The following is a 21,208-nucleotide window of genomic DNA, read 5'->3' as shown; positions in this document are numbered from 1 at the left end:
AGGGTGGCCTCCCTTGTTGCAACGATGAGAAGGAAGCGAGGCGCTGGCGCCCACCATGATGCCGTTCTACGCGATGCGGCTCAGTGATTGAATCGAACGCGTGTTGGGAATGTCATGAGGGTTGCTGACATTCTCGGGCCAGGGCGGAATTCGCATTTTACCGTTTATTTTCAGATATATAGCTAGATACAATTACTCATATTCAACCTCGAAAGCAAAATGGGGCTGTTGTACTTGCGCCATCCCGGCGTTCGAGTGAGCTTGTGTTACCCGGACACAGGCTTGGCTTGCCGGGAGGCAAGCCAAGCGCGCGCGGAACAAGTCCGGGTGACGGAGGAATGAAGCTGATCGTACGCGATTCCTGCTGGTCTAGCTGGTCTTCTTCACGTCGCACTCGCCCACGCGTTTGCCGATGACCTGCGTCTTGGTGTTGACCTTGCCGCCACCGGCCGCGCCGGGCATTGCCGGCATGTTCATCGAGGCATCGCTGGTCACGTCATAGCTGGTGCTGGCAAAATTGCCCGACATGGTGGCGCGCATCTCGCCCGGCCCAGCGGCGCCGCCCTTGCAGACCAGGGTAGCATCCATCTTGCTATCGGACATCGAGAACTTCTCATAGGTGCAGTTCTGCGCGCCGCCAGCGAACATGTTCTCCGGCGGCTTGGCGACCATTTCCGGCGTGAGACAGCTCTCCACCGTCTGACTTCCCGCCGCGCTCATCTGCTGCTTCATCGCCGCGCCCATTTGTGCGGGCATGCCCGGCGCATCGACCGAGAGGATCTTGATCGTGGTTTGCCATTTGCCCGGCTGAAGCTTCACGGCATCCTTCGTCACCGCGGCGACTTCGGCGACCGAAGCATTCTCCGCCTTGACGCTTGATTGGGAATGGCAGGCGCCCAGAACAGCGATGGCGGGCAACAACATAACCGGATTCTTCATGGCTTCTCCCTTTGGCTTGGCACGACGGCACCCTGAGCAGGTGCCAGGCAAGCAAACGCGAAACGCATGACATCGCTTCGCTATCCACTGGGATTGCAAATTTCTGGCGGGTTGTGACAAGAATGGTGGTGTCGCTTTATCGGCTGACCGGTGCGAATGGCCCCAGGTTTGCCGGAGGCTTCCAGTTCCAGAGAAGGCGGAGCCTGTATGAAAGACAATAAACAAGCGGGCACGATATGAGTTGGGGATCGGCTAAGCGCCCCAGGTCAGCACCCGCAGCGCGTGCGCCAGGTGCTTGTTCCACGTCCTCGGCCAACAGCCCCAACCGCGCGCCGATCGCCGCCACCTCCAGCCCGTCCACATGCCGCAACAGGAACACCGTGCGCGGCAACTCCGCCATCCCGTCGAAACGGGCACCGATCAGCTCCGGGGTCAGCTCCACGGCTTGCTTGCCTTCATCAACTGGACACCTCGAAGAACGCCTTTGAACGGTGATGACGGCGTCGGCATGGTCTGGATGGCGGGTTTGCCGGCATCGACAAGGGCGTATTGGCCGGTTCGCTGCCCCTGAGGGTGCCTGATCGGGCGCAAATCCGGTCAAGCAGGCGCAACTCGGGCTTCGAGCCAGGCGAGGCGGCTGAAGTTGTAGGCGAGGTTGACCATGCCGATCTTTACCTTGGCGCGGGCGATGCCGATGGTGCGCACGAACAGCTTCATGCGGTGCTTTTGCCCGGCAAAGACGTGCTCGACGGCCGAGCGGACTGGTGACCTTGCGGCGTTGGCGCGGGCATGATGCGCCGGCAGGTCCTTGTTCTTCGGCTTGCGGAAATGGACCTTCGAGACAAGCCCGCGCTTCGCCATCGCGGCTTCGTTGCGCTTCGAGCGATAGGCGGTGTCGGCCCATACCGGCGATGCGGTGTTCCTCGGATCGAGCAGCCCCTCGAACGGCCGGCTGTCGTGCGCGGCGGCACTGGTCACCTCCCATCGTCGGATCAGGCCATGGCGGCGGTCGATCCCGGCGTGGTTCTTGTAGCCGAAAACCGGCACCGCGATCTCGACACCTTTGGCCTTCATCTCGCTCGCCTCGCTGCGCTTGCGGCGGCCGCGCTTTATCGTCCAACGCGCGTCGGTGTCCTTCTGCCGGCGCTTGGCTGGCGACCAATGTCCCGGCGTGCCGCCGCCCTTGATCGTGACCTTCTCCTCGTCGCTCAGCTTCTGGCGTGGTGCCGCCACGACGGTCGCGTCGATGATCTGCCCTCCCATCGCCAGATAACCCGACCCGTGCAGCGCATCGTCGAAGCCCGCGAACAGCTTCTCGATCGCCTTCGCCTGGACGAGTTGCTCGCGGAACAACCAGATCGTCTTGGCATCGGGCACCCGGTCGCCAAGCCCAAGCCCCAGGAAGCGCATGAACGACAGCCGGTCGCGGATCTGGAACTCGCACGCATCGTCCGACAGGCTGTACAGCGCCTGCAGCACCAGCACCTTGAACATCAGTACCGCGTCATAGGGTGGCCTCCCGCCGCGACTGCGATCCGACCGCGCAAGCGCTGCATCCAGCACCGGCCGGAACAACGCGAAATCAACCACCGCGCTCAGCCGTTCCAGTGGATCCCCCGCCGCCGACAGTGCCGCAAGCCGATCATCAACATCGAAGAAACCGCGTTGTACCATCGCTGCCTCCCGTTCTCACGGGATGCAGTGAATCATCTCACGCCCTCAATCGCCATAGGTTTTTAGAGGCGTCCAACTGACGCTGCGAGATCGCCGCCTACCATGAACGATGTCCCCGAACGTCATATACGTGCTGCCTATGACGAACGCACGATCCGCGTCTACCAAGCCTACAACGATGAGATTGCCGATGCCGCCCTGGCTCGCGGCACGTTCGCTTCGCCGCCCTTCAGCATGAACCGCATGACGTGGATCAAGCCCTCATTCCTCTGGATGATGTATCGCGCCGGGTGGGGCTACAAGGACGTAGGCCAGCACCGGATACTAGCGATCGATATTAGCCGGGAAGGGTTTGAGTGGGCCTTAGAGCATAGCTGCCCTAGCCATCCCGATCCCTCAATAAGCAAGGACGATTGGGCCAAGCTGAAAGCCGCTTCGCCGGTTCGGATACAGTGGGACCCCGAGCGCGATCTTCACCTTCAGCCCCTGCCATATCGCGCGATCCAGATCGGCATCGGTGGGGAAGCTGTGCCGCTCTACGTCGAGCAGTGGGTTCAACGGATCACCGACATCACCGATCTCGCGCATACGATCCATAGCCCCCTACCCGGCATCGTCTCTGCGGCAATTAATCCAGATTATTAAAATCGGACGCGGTCACTATTCGGACTCCATGAGCGAGCATTCTCCGTTTTACATCAGAATATATACGCTCATCACTAATGGATATTATCTCCTTGCCAGCCAAATTAACTATTGAATATTTTTCCTCTTCAGGAACGCCCGTGCGCTCCAGATCGAAAAGGCACCACACTGCGCCCGGCTCACTCCAGAGATAGCTATATTCATCAATCATCACCAATTCCGTCCTTTTGAATCGAAGCGGACAGTCATGTCTCTTCCCACCGGGATCAATTGCGAACTACGCTGAGGAGAGCCAAGTAGTTCCAGAGTGCGGAGAACATCCATGTCACCTTGGCTTGCGACGCGCGTTCCGCGCGGATGCGTATGGTAGATCAGCATGCTATCGCGCTCCAGCGGAATCTTCACAGAACCACCATCACCAGAGAAAAGGCGATACTGTCCGCCTCCCCCATTTCGGCCCGGCCCGAATTTGTAGGTCACCGCGAACTCGACACCGTGCTTTGCCGTAAGATTTTCCAGCTCGGCTGCTGTAGGCCGTGCGGGAATAGCCACTCCCGCTGATCCGGGAAGCCCCTCGCCAACGCGTCCTCCATATAACAGCTTACCTACCTCGCCGCCTTCTTGGAGGATTGCCCCCTTTGCGGCGACTAACTCGCTTTACGAAATTCAATTCCTTCAGCGACGTTGTCAATTGAAAGGTCTTTTGTGCTCCACGATGAGATGCGAACGGGCACTCGAACTGAATCGAAGGCATCAGTTCCATAGAGCAAGCTCAGCGCAGCCGCTTCTAAGTCATTCTGCAATTGGACAAGTTCCACCCCGGGCGAGCCTGGCGAAGGGGTGGTGATGAAGTCCGTAATAGCGACGCCTCGATTCTGCACAGTCCCGCCAAAATGAGGAGCGATCGCACTTCCTCGGCTTGCGCTTATCCGGGAGATCGCGGCACCTTTCATCCGCGACATCACAGCCTCAACCTCATTGGGTGAGAGATTTTTGCTCGGGGCAGATGGGTCGCCCTTACCTCCAGAAACAACGCTGACGATTCCTTCATTTGCCAGTTGATTGGCCAAGGCATCCCAGAGTTGGGGTCTTTGCTTAGGGTCCTCTGGGAACAGCATCATTTAGCTCCGTACGGCTTGGTGTAGTAGTTTTCTATAAGGTAATTACGCTCGCCTAGGTAATCTTGTATAAGCGCACGACGCGCGCCCTGGTCTCCCAACTGTCGCGCAGTTCGTATCTCGCCAAGATATTGAGACCGCTCCGTAGCGACTCTTGCACCTGGATTTTCGTAGTAAAACCGCTGCCCTGGGAATCCCAGCGCCTGGTCATCAAGGAAGTGCCCATACTCGTGACGGATCGCAGAAATTGATCCGTCAGGGTCGAATATTATGTTGCCTGCCCTACCGCCGCTAGGTGCGGGTCCGTATGCGAATTGCCCCTCCCGGAAGCTAATATCGACACCTTTCGACCGCAAGCTGCCAACGATGGTATCGAGTTCGGCCGCATTATTGACGCTTGCTGACCCCATTGAGCTTATCAATCGGTCACCGCCAGAGTTCATCGTGATTCTCTCTGCGGCGATCGTCGTCGAGAAAGCGCGCTCGGAGGCTGGGCCGCGCAAAGCTCCGATGGCGCCGGGCACCTCACGCAACAGGGCGTATCCGCCGACTGCGAGCGACGCAATCCCATAAGCTTGCTCGCCATACCCGTTCACACCCGGGACGGCGTTGAGCACTATGCCGCCCACGGTCGATTTTGCATCGTAGCTGCCATCCCACCATCCCCGCGCGCCAGCCTGACCATAGTCCAGAGCGATACCCAATCCCGCCCACCCCAGGGCGCCGATAGCCTCTCCTCCAAGGACCGCCGCGCCCGCGCCGCCTGTCGCCAGCAACGCGGCGGACACCGCGCCATAGGTAGCAGTTACCTTGAGGGCGTCCCGCCCCTGCTTGGCGTAATCCGCCTGGAATGCGGCTTCGCGTTCCTTGAAAGCCGGCTCTATCGCGGCGAGCAACTTGTCGAACGCCGATTTGTCCGCTCCGGTGGCGTTTTCCCGCATCGCCATTAATTCTAGGCGACTACGCTCGAGAGAATCGAGATCTTGCCGAAGAATGCCCTTCCTGGCATAATCGATCCCACCACCAAGATTGTTGGACGGCAGGAATGTTTGCTGGAACGTGGCTGCGCCGTCCGCACCATGTACGTTAAGATCGTGGAGGCTCGACACCCAGGTCGCATCGGGGGTGGCGCGAACATACCCGACCGTGCCGACGCCCTGATAACCACTCCGCGCCGCAGCAATGGCTTTTGGTGACGCGGTGACCACGATGTCCGCCATCTCGCCCGGTTGCGAACCCACCCCCGCCTGGGACGCGTCGCTGCTGGTATCGTAGCCAAAATAGTTACGTTTGGCCGCCGCCCTGGCCTCGAATGCGCGCGACGAATATCCGAAAAATGCCGCTTGATCGTCCAGCGTCGCCGTCGCGATGTTAAGGCTTAAAAGACCATCCGGTCCCACGATGATCCCCGACTGCGGACTACCGAGGGAGTTGGCGGCCTGATTGGGCTTATTGGCATTTGAACTGGATTGACCGACACTCTGCCCGCCTTTGGCGAGGCCTTTTGTGATCTGTTCGCCAACCAGTTCGCCGATGGTCGCGCCGATGACATCGGGAAGCGCGGCGATCACGTTATCGCCGAAGCTGGAACCATCGATCAGGCTTCTCGTCGCCCCTCCGGCGATAGCGCCGAGCACGCCCGATACCAGCCGTCCCCCGAAGCCGCCAAAGTTCGTTGCCCCGTTGACGCCCGAGACGACGGCGCCGACGGCAACGCCCGACCAATCGAACCTGGTTTGAAGCTTGGTCGCCACGGCGATGCCTTGGGTCACGGCATTGCCCAGGGCCCCGCGCGCCACGTCCTGAATATTTTTACCGATTCCCGACGCGTTCTTCAGAAAGCCGACCTGCCCCAGCCCTTCGCCGATGCCAGCGCTGATCCCCGCCAGGGCAACCGCTTTCCAGCTGAACTTGTCCTGGATGCCGGTTGCGATGCCGACCCCCTGGCTCACGGCGCTTGCGATCGCACCGGTCGCAGTCGCCCCTACGATCGAACCAGCGGTGGCCGCGGTAGCCGTCGACGCACCCGCGGCGCTGAAAAGAGTCCCAAAAAACTTCGACACGGGCACTTTGATGACCAGCGTTACCGCAACGGCGACGGCCGCCAGCAGGATCGCGCCCAGAATACCGCAGCCATTCTTCTTGGGCGGCGGCGGTGCGGGCATGGTCGGCGCGGCCGGCAGGGTCGGCATCGCGTCGCCGATCGCCTCGCCGGGGTTGTAGACGCGGAAGGTCTCGCTGGTGTTGTGGAAGTTGGTGACCTTGTTGGGGATCGACAGCGTCTGCCCGGCGACCAGCGTAGCATTCCCCGTCAGGCCGTTCGCATCGGCGATCAGGTACCAGAGGTTCGCGTCGCCCCACGCGGCCCGGGCGATCGATTGCAGCGTGTCGCCGTTCCGCGCGGTGTACATCGCCGCCACCGGACCGGGATAGCTCGCGTTGATCGGCTGGAAATTCTGGTCGAAATCGGCGCTTTCCACGGGCCGCCCGTTGCGGAACCCGCCCTTGTCGCGCGGCGCGTTGCGATCCAGCGCCAGTTCCTGCGCATAGTCGATCAGGCTCGGGCTGGGGCCGCTATTGCCGACATCGCCGATGCGGCGTCCGTCGAAATAATAATAGAGCTGCCGCGCCCCGAGCACATTGTTGATCTTCTCCTCGCGGACCAGCACCTGCCCATAAGCATCGTTGCGATAGGAGAGGACGCGGTTGGCCTGGGTATCGACGACCTGCTTCAGATGACCATTCTCATCGTAGCTAAGCCTGGAGAAGCCCGATGCCCATTGGCCCGTATTGGGGTTACTCCGGTCGGTCGGGTCAACCCGGATGGCGAGCTGCTTCGCTTCATCCCACCACTCATAGCTGTAGACTGTCTCGGTCGTGACGGTCGACTTCACCAGGCTGCTATGGGTGATCACCCCCTGGTCGAGGCCCGTATAGCCGCTGCCGGCGACATAGGCCCTGTAGTCGTTGTGGATCGTCGTGGTGACGTTGCCGTTCGCGGCATCGGCCTCGTTCTGGTCGGTGACCCGGTTGTTCCGGTCATAGGTCAAGGTGCGGGTGAAAGAGGCGGCGCCATCAGGCGCAAACTGGGTATAGCTCGTCACCCTGCCCAGGGCATCGTTGGTACGCCGCGCGCGCACCACGCCGGCGATGATCGTATCCTCGAGATAACCATCGGCGGTATAGGTGTAGGTCTCCACCTCCGAAGAACCCGCCGTTGTCGCCGTCTTGCGATTACCCGCGGGATCATAGGTGAGGGCGACCCCGGCATTGCCGGCGACGATGTTCCCGCCCAACAGCGTGCCCATCGTCAGAACGAAGCGGTTCATGCTGTCATATTTGTACCAATAGTCCTGGGTTCGCTCCGTCCCGTCGACCCCGTCATTATAGATGCTCTTCACCTCGCGGCGATTGCCATTGGCGTCGTATTTATAGGTGATTTCCGCCTTGGCGTCCTTGAAACGCACCACGCGATTCAGTTCGTCATAGCTGACCGAGGCGTTCTGATAGATAATCGGCGACGCATCCGTGCTGTTATAGGTTTCGAGCGTGCGGTTTCCTTCATTGTCATACTGGAAGGTGGACCGCATGCGCAGCGTATTGTCCGTGATGCTCGCGATATAGCCGTTGTTGTAATAGGTGTAGGAGATCGACTGCCCGGTCGAGCCGGTCTGGCCGACGAGATGGCCCGCGAGGTCATAGGTGTAGTGCGAGCTATGGCCGCCAAAGTCCTGCCGCCAGTTTATCTGGCCGAAGAGGCCGCGATTCTCATAGGAATTGAGGCCTGCGGAATTGGTGGTGATCGTCTGCCACCCGCCGAAATTGCCGAGACCGATGGTGCCAAGAAGATTGCTGGCGATGCTGTACCAGGTATAGGAATATGTCGTCGCCAGGCCGCCGAAGCTGACGGTGCTGACCACCCGCCCCTGCACATCGTAATCGGTCGTCTCGGCGACCGTACCACCATAGACCGAGTTGCTGTGCTTGATACGCTGGCCAAGCCCGTCATAGCTATAATAGTCGATCAGCTGGACGCCGGCCGAATTGCCGCCGGCGCGCACCGGATGGTCGACCTGGATCAGCCGGCCAGCCTTGTCATAGGTGTTATTGGTGACGGCACCGAGCCCATCGGTGATCTTTCGCAGATCGCCGAAGATGTCGTACCCGTACGCCTTCTGGCTATTGTCGGGATTGAACTCGCCGACGGTGAGCGCCGTGTCGCCGCCCTGCCCGCTGCCGGCCAGCAGGGTCTGGGTGAAGAATTTCTGGTTCGCGTCCCTCTTGCCGACGAGGCGGCCGGATTGGTCATAATAATAATATTCGGTGGGCGACTGCCTGGTCGTGACGCCTGACTCGTCAGTCACATCGACCTGGGGACTGATCTTGCCGGTCAGCCTGCCCATCGTGTTGTAGTTGAAGCTGGTGATACGGCCATTGCCGTCAGTCTCGGAAGCGATCTCCCCGAATGCGTTGAAGCTCTGCGTGCGGTGGACGAGATATTGGGACGCCACGGCGGTGTCGATGCGCCACACCAGCGCGTTGTTGGTCGTATCGGCATAACGATCGCTCTGGATCGCGAGATACCCCATCGCATGGTCGGCATGGTTGAGCGTCGGCAGGATCGTGTTGTCGGCTGCGTATGCATCGTAATAATATTCGAGATACCGGGCGCCTGTGCCCGGCCGCACACCCGCCGCATCGACGTCCCAGGCAAAGATGCCACCTGCCTTGGAAATGGTGACGGCCGTGAAGGCCCCGGTGGATCCCCGGTCACGCCAGTACAGAACGATCTTCGCCACGCCGCTCTGCTTCGGATCGAACAATACTTTGGCGGCCATCCCCGGCGCGCCGCTGAAGGTGCTCATGGACTGGCTGTCATAGCCGAATGTCAGCGTTGCCTCGGAACGGGAGACCAGCGTATCAATGTTATAAGTCTCATATTCTATCGGGTAGCTACGGCTTGAGTAGAAATCCGCGAGATCCTTCGCGTTATAGGTCCAATTCCCTCCCCCGCTTTGCGAGATCCATGACGACCAGGCGCCGTCCCGGAAATAGCGGAACTGCTGCCGGGTAACTGTCTGGCCAGGCGGCGGCCTCAGGATGATCTCCCTCGAGGCGTCCTTATATTGCGTTAGCGTCGATGCCTGCCCCCCGACGGTGAGCGTGCCGTGAAGCTTCGTGCCATCGGCGAGTTCGACCCAATATTCGACCGGACCGCCAACGCCGGTGACATCGACTGCCGCGAGACCGTTCTGGCCGTAACCGGCCGGATTGACGCCGACCGGCACTGACCAGCCACCGCTGCTGCCGAGCGGCCTGTAGCGCATGTTCACGGGCGCGGCTGGCAGTCCCGAGAGGATCAACCAGTCGCGGCCGTAATCATTCGTGAGCATCGCCTGGCCGGGACCACGCACATCGACCAATATGACATTGTCCAGGACCGGGCTGCCACTGCTGTTTCTCGACAGGACAGCCTGTTTGGAATCGTAGATTTTGCCGGCCGCGTCCATGGCCAGATATTTGATGTCCCAGCTGCTATTTGCCGGCAGGCCGTTGAACGGCGGCTGTGTCAAATCATAGGTGAACCAGCCGGCGATATTCGAGCCCATCGAATTCTTCAGCTGAGTCGCTGTTAATTTTTGATACGCCCCGCCCGACCCGGCCGGTCGGACAAACATCTGAACAACGGTGGCATTGGCGTTTTCGTTCTGGAAGTGAAGTTTCGGCGCCGGGTACGCATCCCCATGGGATATCTTCCACTCTGGCGGTTCAGATTTTGGCCCAGGGTACGGCATCTCAATATTCATGCTGGTCTGAGCAATGACGACCTGCCCGCCCGGCACTTCCTGCGTGAGGGTGAATGAAACTGCGCCAGAGGCGAATATGAAACTGGAAAAAGGAGTGTAGGTCGTATCCTCAATAATAAAGTTTCTGCCAGGAGTAATATCTCCCAGAGAGCGCGTCCCCTGCGAATCCGTTATGGCGACATGGACCACCCCGCTTCCATAGAAGACGGCGGGATCAGTAGATATCGTGAGCTGCCGCCGGTCCCATTTACCGATACCTTGCCAGCCAAGCGTGATCACTGCATCGAAAGAGACGCCGCCACCGGTAGCTGTAAAGCGGCTTTCCGGACTCTCGACGGGCTTTACCGCAGGGTTGTTCTTCACCTCCACTTTGCTCACCTTCTCTGCCACGTCTCCGTCCGCATAGAAGGAGGCGACACCGTGGCCGGTCGGATCGGGAATGAGTTCGGGACGGATCGGATTGGCACCGATATTGTTGCTGGCCTGCTGGAATGTTTCGATCAGCTGATTGCGCTTATCGAAGACGCTTAACGTCAAGGACACTCCAGAAATATTATCAAAGACCTGATCGATACTGCTCTTGGTCTTCAGGTCAACAGTACCGGTGCTCTGCAACAGCATCGTTGCGTTGCCATTCTTGTCATAGGCGTAAACCTTGGTGATGCCGTCCTTGAAATTGGTACGCCACACCCGTCCAGCCATGTCATAGTCGGCGAACTGCTGGGCCTTAGCCTTGTCGCCTCCCGTATTCGTCCCCTGCGCGACGATCTCGCCATAGCTATTGTAATATTCGTCGGTGGTGTCCCCGAACGTCCAGGTCGAACCATTCAGCACACCCGTCTTGCGGCTGATTTCACGACCAGCCGCATCGTAAGTAAAGAAGTTTCCGTTCGTTTCGGAGCTGCCGTTGGACTTCTGGCGGCTATAAGTCTGCGCGACCAACTGTCCCGCTACGTCATAATAATAATTGGCACCGAATCCCGCAGGGTCGGTCATGCGCGTCAGACGCCCGGCGGTATAGGTATAGATCGTCTCGCGATCGGCTGCGGTCAACGTCCCGTCGCCACGTTGGATCGTCCGCAAGACCTGGTTGAGGCCATTGTAGCGAATATCAGTGGTCGGGGTTATATTTTCGACGCCGCGATAGTCCGTAAAAGGCGTTCGCGTCGTTCGCGTCTCACGACCCATATAATCATATTCGTGCTTGGTATAATCTAGGTTCGCCTCGGTCTTTTTCGTGACCTGACCGAGCCCGTTATACTCGTAGCGAATGACGGAAGCTGTCTTCGATGAGGACAGCACCCCGTTTCCACCGACCGCGGAAGCCTCCACCGCACCGCGCGTCTCGGTCAGGCGGCGGCCGTTTCTGTCATAGGTAAAGGTCGTGACGCGATCATCGGCGTAGGTCGACGTGAAAGCGGGCACTGTCGCCTGGGTCGCGTCAACGAGACGCACCGTCGGTTCGACAAGGGTGAAAAAGCCGAATCCTGCCCCGGACGTGATTGCATAGAGTTCAAGCGCTCCGCTCACTGCGCCGGCGGGGGCAGTGGCAAAGGTCGAGATTTTAGTATCGTACCACTGGCTCCCGTTCAGCGTGCCGACCTCATCGACCCGCACCGTGTTGCCACTGGAGTCGTACCACCACATGAGGAGGACGAGGCGACCGACCGTGCCAGCCCCTTCCACACCGGCTTGAATCGCCACCCGCTCGCCACCGGCAACGGCAAATGAGTTATTACCGTCAACCCTGAGCGATACCGACTGGTTAGCAGCGGTAGCCGTGAATTCGTCCTTGAGGAAATTCTTGCCCATATAGCCACCGGTGAACGGCGAACCAGCATTGAGGATGTTGTTGGGGTTGTAGCTATACCAGCCATCCGTCCCAGCGAACTGACTGTTTTTAATGAGGTTTGCTGTCGCACCGGGCGGCGTGCCGATGTCGGCACCCGCCAATTGGGTGCTTGAGCGCCGCTCCGAGAGCACATTGCCCTCGGCATCGAGCGTCCAGCTCGTCAGATACCGTTCCTGATCAACCGATGCGATCTTCCGGTTGAGCCTGTCGTAATAGGTATAGACGCTGTTGCCATTGGCATCGGTCGATTTCACGACATTGCCGTTCGCGTCATAGGTGACCGTGTTGCGCACCGTATCGCTGGCCGAGGGGATGTAAGACGATCCGTTCCAGTAGCCGGTCCTGACGCCCAGCATCTGGGTGGCGGTGCGGCGATTGGCCCGGTCATATTCATAGGTCGTCAGGCGCGCCTCGGTCGACGGGGCCGCCGGCCAGAGGGAATTCGGCGTCGCCGGCAGCGCTACTGCCGTGCCGAACACCCGGCTGGCCGTGAGATTGCCATTGGCATCGTAGCTGAAGGTCGACAGCGTCCCGAGCGCGTTGATCTCACCGATCTTGCGGTCGAGACTGTCGTAGCGGAACAGGGTTCGCGCGCCGGCGGCATCCCGGCTTTCGATCAAATTGCCGCGCCAGTCGTAATAATAATATTCGGTGGGCACGGCCGTGGTACCGGCGGTGCCGGTGGCCACGGCGTCACCAGTCGTGGTGCTCAGGCGATCGAGCGCATCATAGCTGTATCGGGTGGTCCGCCGGTAATCGAAATTGTCCGCCTCGGTCTTCCGGACGAGGTTGCCGCGGCGGTCATAGTCATAGCTGTTGACCACGGTGGAACCGGCCAGATTGCCGGCACTGTCATAGGTCGCCAGCGGCAGCGTTTCGCTGATCAGCAGGCCGCGCTTGTCATAGACATTCGTCGTGATCCCGCCGAGCTTGTTCCTGATCTGGACGCGCTCGCCATAGGCATTGAGCGTATAAGTCTCATTGTTGTTTTCGGCATCGGTGGTCCGGATCAGGCGCCCGAGCTTATCGTAGCTGAACCAGGTCGTGGCATTTTGCCCGGTCGGTTCGAAATTCGAGGCCGTGGTTTGCGTCGCCGTCGTACTGCTCACCATCGGGTTCGTGATATCGAAATAACCGGCACCAGCGCCCGATGTACGCACATAGACTTCGAGCCGGCCGATGGCTGCCCCGGGCGGCGCCGTAACGAAACCGGAGATGACGGTGTTATAGCCCTGTTGCCCGTTCAATAGCCCGACAGAACTAATCCCCAGATAATTACCGTATGCATCTTGCCAGTGCATAACGAGCTCAAGCGAACCGACAGCGCCGATCCCTTCCACGCCAGCCTTGACTGACAGTCTTGCTCCGCCGGTCACCGCAAACCAGTGCGATTCGCCAGTCGCGATTGAAGCGATCTGGCCAGCAGCGGTCGCGTTGAATTGACTCTTTATATAGTTCGTGCCGTTCCAGGTTCCGGTGAACAGCGATCCGCCGACGATGCCCGAAGGGTCATAGCCGATAGTCCAGTTGATAGGTCCCGCCAGTTCGCTGTTGTAGACGCGATTCAGCGGCGCGGTCGCGGGCGCCATGCCGGCGGTTGGGGTACCGGCGACCGGCCGGCTATACCGAGTGACCGACTCGACCTCGCCGAACCGGGTATAGGAGGTTCCGGTGGCGTAGTTCTCGGCATCGACCTTGAGGGTCAGCCGCCCGTTCTTGTCATAATAGCTGTAGGTTGCATTGCCGCGCGGATCGATAACCCTCCAGACATTGCCGAAATTGTCATAGGTATAGAAGGTGGCGACGTCGCCGGTCGTGCCCGGCTCAGCTTTGGAGGCGAGCTGGCCGAGCGCGTCATAAGTACGGGTCGTAACCGAATTGCGCGCATCGGTTTCGGTGACGACACGGTCGAGCGCGTCGTAGCTATATCTTGTGGTTGCCTGGTCCGATGTGCCGGCAGCGACGACGTGCTGTTCCACGCGCCCTGCGGCATCATAGGAAAACGTCTCGGTGACGTTGGCATATTGAGCGAGATAGTCGGACGCGGAATAATTCGCCGAGGGCCTGCGGCCCTCGCGCCAGCCATATTGAATGAAATGCTCGAAGGGATTGACTCCCGCGGCAACGATATCCGGATTCTGATCCAGATAATAAGCGGTATTGAACATCGCATTGGGATTGCGCCGCTCGCGCCAGCCAGCCACGTCGTAATGATATGACGGGGTCAATCCGGACGGGCCGATGTCCGCATATGTCGCCAGATAGTATTTTTCATCAATGCCGGCGCCGGGGAGGGCGGCAAGGCCGGTCAGATTCGGTATCCTGACGATGGAGACTACCCTGCCAAGGGCGTCGTAATTCTTGTGAACGATATTCCCCAGAGCATCGGTCGTATCGATCACATGGCCGACCGCGTCATAGGCATAGGTGGTGGTGCGTGCATCCGTGGTGCCGAATGCCTCGGTCGACGAGGTGATCTGCCCCATCTGGTCGAGCGTCAACCGGGTGACAATGTTTGCGGGATCGGTCGTGGTTTCGAGCCGGCCCGCGCTGTCATAGCTGAACTGGGTGACACGCACATTCGTCGGCGAGACGATGCTGACCGTGTCGACAGTGGTGGCATCGCCGACCGACTGGAGCGACTCGTAGCGCGATTGCCGCAGCACCTTGCCGAGCTTGTCATATTCGTAGCGCGTGACGTAGCCGAGCGCATCGACACTATAGCTCAGCTGTCCCTTGCGGTCGTAAAGCGAACGCGTCGTACGATCGTTGGCGCTCGACGGCAGCCACGCGTCCATCGCGGCGAGCGACGGATCTCCGGTCGCCGTGTAGAATGCCGCAACCTGCACCTGTTTGTTCAGTTGTCCCTTTACATCATAGGTCGAAACCGTGACTTGGCCCAACGCGTCGATGCTGTAGGTCAGCCGGCCAACGGCATCGTACACCGCGCGCGAAACACGGGTGCCGGGGGCCGAGGCGAAGCTCGCGACCTGGCCCGCGATCCACGTCGCGGCGTACAGGCCCGTGCCATCGGCGCCGATCACCCCATCATAGGCTACCGTGCGCATGACCTTGCCCTGCGCATTATAGGCATATTCGGTCACATGGCCGAGCCCGTCGATCTCGAAGCGGAGCTGGCCGTCCTTATCATAGGCGTAGCGGGTGACGCGGTCGCCTGTCTTGACCGCAGGCAGCGCGAGCGCGGCTTCGGTCACCTCGAGCGGCAGAAGGGCCGGATTGACGGTGTTCAGATATTCGCGCGTCGCGACCAGCCGGCCATCGGCGTCATAGCTGCTGGCGACCACGGCGCCGAGCGCATCGATCGTGGCGATCCTGCGCCCCGCCTTGTCATAGACGTACCGCGTGATCTTGCCGTTGGCATCGGTGACGGCGACGAGGTTATCGCGGGCGTCATAGGCGTAGTATGTGATGTTGTTGAGCGCGTCGGTAACGCTGACGAGCCGCCCGTCGCGATCATAGGCCGATCTGGTGACCTTGCCGTTGGCGTTGGTGAGTTGGACCGCCCGTCCGAACGCGTCATAGCCGTAGCTGGTGGTGATTGCCTTGCCGCCGACGGCCGCATCTACCACTTCGGTCTTCAGCAGGCCAAGCCGATCATAGCTGCGGGTCGACACGATGATCGCGGCGCCATCGCGCGGCACAGTGCTGCCGGTGAGGTTACCAAAGGCATTATAGGTGAAGCTCGAGACGTTACCGTTGGCATCGATGGACTGCTTCACCGTCCCGTCGACGTTGAAATCGAAATGGGTGGAAGTATCGAGCGCCGCCGACGACAAGCCGGTGATCGCACCGCGGACGGCCGAAGTGATCTCCCCGCCGGTAAAGTCATTGATTGCCGCCGGTGCAAGCTTGCCCGCATAGGCGATCGTATCGTTTCGCTGGCCAAAGCTGTTGTAGCGATGCTCGACCACCGCGCCGAGCGCGTCGATCTCATAAGCGAGATCGCCCTCCGCCGTGTAGTAATAGAGCGTTCTTGCACCCGCAGCTTCCGTGCCCTTCGGCCCGCGCTTGGCAGCCAGGCGGCCAGCCTTGTCGTAGCTGTAGGTCCATCCGTAATCGACATAGACTTGGTCGATCTGCGCCTGGTTGGGATTGGAGAGTGCGGCCAGGACGGTATTGCCGATGCCTGAAAGCTCGCTCGTCAGCCGGCCCAGCGCGTCATAGCGCTGGCTATAGGTCCGCGGATCGGTGCCCCCAGACTGGGTAACGGTCGAGACCAGCTTGCCCACGGCGTTGTAGCGATAGGTCGTGGTGATCGTGACGCTGCCGGTCAGGCTTCGGGTTTCAGTCAGGGCCTGGCCAAACGCGTTGCGGGTCCAGCCGATCGTTTCGAGGGTCGCGCCGGCTGGGGCGGCGGGCAGGCCGGCAAGCGTCGGCGGCGTTGCGATCAGCGCGGCAGGATCAAGCTTCTGTCCCTTGATCTGCTGGTCGAGATAACCGGCCGCGGTGTAGCGGAAGCGGGTGAGATTGCCCTCGCCGTCGATGCTTGCCGCCAGGAAGCCCCGCGCATCGTAGAGCGTCCATTGCCCGACATCGCGCGCGGTGTCGGGGGTGACGCTTGCGAGGAGATCCGCGAGACTGCCCGTTGCGCGGATGTTGCCGGCGGTACCGGTCGCGTTGGCATAGGCGATCGTCTGGATCTTGGTTCCGCTCGCATCGTAGATCGACTGGGTAAGATACCCCTCGGCATTCAGTGTGCCGGTGACGTTACCCTCGGCGTCGTAGAAGATCCGGCTTGTCCGGTCGTTGGCGGCGTCGACGGCGGGGACGTAGCTGGGGGCACGGAAACGTGTCGTTACGACAGGCGCGGCGGCGATGATCGCGTCGCCGGGAGCCGAGTTGACCGCCTTGATCCAGAAGATCGGCAACACCTGATTGTCGGACGCGGTAAAGGTGCGCGTGATCGCGATGCGGGTGCCTGTGGTGGTGCTCAGGCCCGAGATGGCCATTCCGGTGCCGCTAAGTGGTGTAAGCGTGCCCGGTCCCGAAAGGATCACCGCTGAACCGTCACTGGCATTGCCCCACGCCGTCTGCGTTCCCCAAATTTCAAGGACGCCACCGGTCGTCGTGCCGGAACCCATCAGCGTCACCACGAAGGTCACGATCTGCCCAGGGCTGACCATTGGCAGATAGGCGTTGAAGAACCTGGCCTGCCCCGTCGCCGAGGTGGTAAAGCGATAGGCATTGGCGCCATCAATCGTGCCCGCCGCAGTGACGGTCACGCCGGCATCGTAGGACCACAAGCTCCCATTGTCGGGGTTGAGCCACTGGTTGGTCTCGGCCGCCTTCAGCGTCGCGACCTGGGCGGCCGACATGCGCGTGGCATATTGGGTGGTAGAAACGAGTTGCGAGGCACCGTCATAGGCATAGACCGTGGTCGCCCCGGTCCCGTCGACCGTCTGCACTAGGCGCTCGGAGAGATCGTAGATATTGAACGTCCAACGATCGTCACCGCTTGCCGCCGGACGCAGGGAGGCGAGGGTCACCGCGGTCGGGTTGCCGTTGCCGTCGATCAGCGCGCCGAACTGAGTCGGGGTCAGCCGCGTCGCGTATTGCGTCGTGCTGGTAACACTGCCTTCGCCGTCATAGCGATACTCCGTGAGCGCCCCGAGAGAATCCACCTCGGCGGTCTTGCGGCCCGCGGCATCGTAGAAATAATGGGTGCGATTATTGAGACCGTCCGTGGTGAGCCGGAGCCGCCCGAGCGCGTCATATTTATAGGTGGTCGTGGCAGCCGTCGGCGTGCCGGCACTGTCGAGGAGTTGTGCAAGACTGCCCGTCGCGCGCAAATTGCCGGCGACGGCATTGGCATAGGCTAGCGTCTGAATCCTGGTGCCGCCGGCATCGTAGATCGACCGGGTGAGATAGCCTTCGGCATCCAGCGTGCCGGTGACGTTGCCGTCTGCATCGTAGAAGATCCGGCTTGTCCGGTCGTTGGCGGCGTCGGCGGTTGGGATGTAGCTGGCCGTGTGGAAGCGCGTGGTGACGACCGGGGCGGCCGCGATGATCGCGTCGCCTGCCGATGCTGTGATCGCCTTGATCCAGAAGATCGGCAATAGCTGGGTGTCGGCCGTGCTGAAGGTGTGCGTGATGGCAATGCGTGTCGCCGCGGTGGCGCTCAGCCCCGAAACCGTCGTGCTCGCGCCAATGCCCGGCGTTAGCGTGCCCGGCCCTGAAAGAATCGTTGCGGTTGCGTCGCTGGCATTGCCCCAGGCAGTCTGCGCGCCCCAGAGATCGAGAACGCCGCCTGTCGTGGTACCGGACGCCATCAGCGTTATCACCAGAGTAACGGTCTGCCCCGCGCTGACCACCGGCAGATAGGCATTGAAAATCCTGGCCTGCCCCGATGAGCCGACGGTGAACTTGAAAGCGTTCGCACCATCGATCGTGCCGGCCGCAGTGACGGTCATTCCGGCATCGTAGGACCACAAGTTCCCATCGTTGGGATTGAGGAACTGATTCGTTTCGGCGGCCTTCAACGTCGCGATCTGGGCTGCCGACATACGCGTGGCATATTGGGTGGAGGAGATCAGCCGCGAGGCACCGTCATAGGCATAGACCGTGGTCGCGCCGGTCGCGTCGATCGTCTGCACCAGACGCCCGGAAAGATCGTAGATGTTGAACGTCCAGCGATCGTCGGCGTTTGCCGCCGGGCGCAGGGAAGCGAGGCTCACTGCGGTCGGGTTGCCGCTTCCGTCAACCAGCGTGCCGAGTTGGGTCGGGGTCAGTCGTGTCGCATATTGCGTCGTACTGGTGACATTGTTCTGCGCATCATACCGATATTCAGTGATCGCCCCCAACGCGTCGATCTGCGCGGTCTTCCGCCCCACGGCGTCGTAGAAATAATAGGTGCCGTTGCCGAGCGGGTCGGTCGCCAGCTTCACTTGGCCGAGTGCATCATATTTGTAGCTCGATACCGCGGTCGCGACGCCGCTCGCGGCCTGGGTGTAGCTGACCAGTTCTCCGGCAAGATTGTAGACCGATACCTGGGTCAAACCGCTGGCAAGCGTGACGGTGGCCGTCTGCGTGGCGTCGGCAAAGGCGATCGTCGTTTGCAGGCCGTTGGAATTGCTGGTCGATATGGTCCGGCCAAGGCCGTCATAGGCGAAGCTGTCGACCTTGCTCGCATTGCCGGCGAAGGTGCGCCGGACAAGCAGTTCGCCTGCCTGGTTGTAGGCGTAGACGGTCTCGCTCTTCTCCGACGCCGTATCGAACTCGCCGGTGGAGAGCAGTCTCGAATAGCCCCGCACAACGGCGACATTGCCGCGGGCATCATAGACCGTCTCGGTGCGCCTTGCGGCGCTCTTGTCGCGCCCTGCGATCCAGTTGGATATCTGCGTGGCAGTTGGAATGTCGGTTGGCTGAAGACCGGAGACAGGATATTTGCCGTCCAGATACTCGATCGCGCTGGTCCGGTTTCCGTACGCGTCATAGCCATAGGCGGTCACCGCCCCTTCGGCTGAGACCGCGTATCGAAGCGTAAGATCAGCGTTGTAGACATACCGGATAGTCTGGGGTGTCCCGGCCACGCCAGGTCCGGCCCCATCGGGATCGGGAACCAGATAGCGCGTCTCGGTAAGCAACTGGTTGTTCTGGTAGGTCCAGGTGACCGTGTTGCCCAGTGCGTCGCGCTGGCTCGTCCGGTTACCATCGGCATCATAACCGTAGACGACGATGTTGCCGTCGCCCTGGTCGACCGAGATGACGTCGCCGTTCGCATTATAGGCGAATTGCTGGACGCGGGGCGCGCTGGAGCCGTTGGCCGGGGGCGTCACGATCTGGGTGAGATTTCCGTTCGCGTCATATTTGAGCACGGTCTTCTGGTTCAGGGCATCAGTGACAATCGTCTGCCGCGCGATTGTGTCGTAGTTGAACGCCGTTACGCGCGTGGCAGCGCCCAAGACCGCCTGGGTCAGCGTCGCGACACGGTTCGACGCGTCATAGGCGATGATAACGGACGATCCGTCCGTCTCCGTGATCGAGGAGACACGGCCCGACGTGTCGTATCCATAGGTCGTCACATAGGTTTTGCCGTCAGCAATGACGTTGTCTCCGGGAGACAGATCGACGGTGACGGTCGCCAGTCGATTGGAGCCGTCATAGCTATAGCGAGTGCGCGTCAGCGTCCTGGCTGTATTCGTCGCCAGATCGGTATAGCCGGTCACGATTTGGGTGATGCGCCCGCTCGACCAGCTATATTGCTCGTAGCTGCCGTCCTGCGTCGTCACCTTGTCCAGGTTCGCACCGAGATAGGAGAAGGTCAGCTTCTGGCCGACCGTGTCCGACACTTCGGTGACGCGCCAATTCGCACCGCTCGCATAATAATATTGGGTGAGCGGGCTGCCGTTGTTGGACCAGGTCCATACGCCGCTGACATAGGTCAGATTGTCGGCGCTCGCCGTGCCAGCGCTGACGATGTATTTCGAGGTGGCGGGATCCCAGGTGTAGGTGCTGCTGGTACCGTCCGCCTTGTTCCGGGTGATCGTGCTCCCGCTGGTGTTGACGGTGCCCGTCAGCCCGTAGACGCCGTGCGCTGCGTATTTTTCGGTGAGCTGGGTGTCGCCATCGGTCCAGGTCCACACCCCGCTCGCATAGGTCAGCTTGTCATAGGCGCCGGCACCGTCCGTCGCGATGTAAGCCCCCACCCCCGCATTCCAGCTATAAGTGATGACCGATCCGTCGCCTGAATCGCGCTTGATCGTGCTGCCGGGGGCATTGAGGGTGCCCGTCAGGCCGTGGACGGCGCGCGTCGTGCTCTGGCGCCAATGGTCGTTATTGTCGCCATCGGCGACGTCCTCGAAGCTGTTGTAGGTCCGCCCGATTGCCGAATCCGGCCCGCGCCCCACCAGGAACTCGTCGCGCTGCGTGATCAGCAGATTGCCGGTCGCCGCGTTCACCGAAATCTGCTCACCGTTCCGTCCGAACGATCCGGATCCCAGCAGGCCCAACGACTTCAGCGTTGCAGCCGACCCACGCTCAAAGCCCGCGCCAAGCCCGGTGAAAATCGAAACCATGGAATCCCCCAGCTCAAACCCAAAGCCGGCTGACCGAAAATCTGCCGCGACTTTAGTTGGGGGATCAGGAAATCCTGTTCATTGTTTAGAGGTTTTTTAGCGCCGGTATGGAAATTTCATAATATGTTGAATTATATG

The 21,208-nt window shown here is 60.6% G+C and carries 7 protein-coding genes; 1 reads left to right on the top strand and 6 read right to left on the bottom strand.

Annotated elements, in window-relative coordinates; all coding sequences use genetic code 11:
* Nucleotides 1-369: 369 nt before the first annotated feature.
* The 3 genes from NDN01_RS02715 to NDN01_RS02705 form a co-directional block, all read right to left on the bottom strand.
* Nucleotides 370-939: a DUF3617 domain-containing protein gene (locus tag NDN01_RS02715; protein ID WP_272625626.1), complete on the bottom strand. Its 570-nt coding sequence runs from the start codon at nt 937-939 to the stop codon at nt 370-372.
* 136 nt (nt 940-1,075) lie between these two features.
* A complete protein-coding gene (locus NDN01_RS02710) occupies nt 1,076-1,381 on the bottom strand; it encodes a hypothetical protein (protein WP_272625624.1) in 306 nt (101 codons plus the stop codon).
* A gap of 155 nt (nt 1,382-1,536) precedes the next feature.
* Nucleotides 1,537-2,613: an IS5 family transposase gene (locus tag NDN01_RS02705; protein ID WP_272621981.1), complete on the bottom strand. Its 1,077-nt coding sequence runs from the start codon at nt 2,611-2,613 to the stop codon at nt 1,537-1,539.
* A 102-nt stretch (nt 2,614-2,715) separates the two neighbouring features.
* On the opposite strand from NDN01_RS02705, the gene NDN01_RS02700 reads away from it, so the two are divergent.
* The gene (locus NDN01_RS02700) at nt 2,716-3,258 is read left to right on the top strand and encodes a DUF4291 domain-containing protein (protein ID WP_272625622.1); all 543 of its coding nucleotides are present in this window, start codon (nt 2,716-2,718) and stop codon (nt 3,256-3,258) included.
* Between the two features lie 210 nt (nt 3,259-3,468).
* Here the strand turns inward: NDN01_RS02700 and NDN01_RS02695 are convergent, their stop codons facing one another.
* The 3 genes from NDN01_RS02695 to NDN01_RS02685 all read right to left on the bottom strand — a co-directional run bounded on the left by NDN01_RS02695 (nt 3,469) and on the right by NDN01_RS02685 (nt 21,070).
* Nucleotides 3,469-3,810 carry a hypothetical protein gene (locus NDN01_RS02695; RefSeq protein ID WP_272625621.1) on the bottom strand — a complete coding sequence of 114 codons (342 nt, stop codon included), beginning with the start codon at nt 3,808-3,810 and terminating at the stop codon, nt 3,469-3,471.
* Nucleotides 3,811-3,905: 95 nt separating this feature from the next.
* Entirely contained in the window at nt 3,906-4,379 is a 474-nt protein-coding gene (locus NDN01_RS02690; RefSeq protein ID WP_272625619.1) for a hypothetical protein, read from the bottom strand.
* A complete protein-coding gene (locus tag NDN01_RS02685) occupies nt 4,376-21,070 on the bottom strand; it encodes a LysM peptidoglycan-binding domain-containing protein (RefSeq protein ID WP_272625617.1) in 16,695 nt (5,564 codons plus the stop codon). Before NDN01_RS02685 ends, NDN01_RS02690 begins: the two co-directional genes overlap by 4 nt.
* Nucleotides 21,071-21,208 lie beyond the last annotated feature (138 nt).

The organism is Sphingomonas sp. QA11, from assembly GCF_028473665.1.
Classification (GTDB): domain Bacteria; phylum Pseudomonadota; class Alphaproteobacteria; order Sphingomonadales; family Sphingomonadaceae; genus Sphingomonas; species Sphingomonas phytovorans.
The sequence above is the reverse complement of the archived record's forward strand: the minus strand, read 5'-3'. Positions and strand labels throughout refer to the sequence as shown.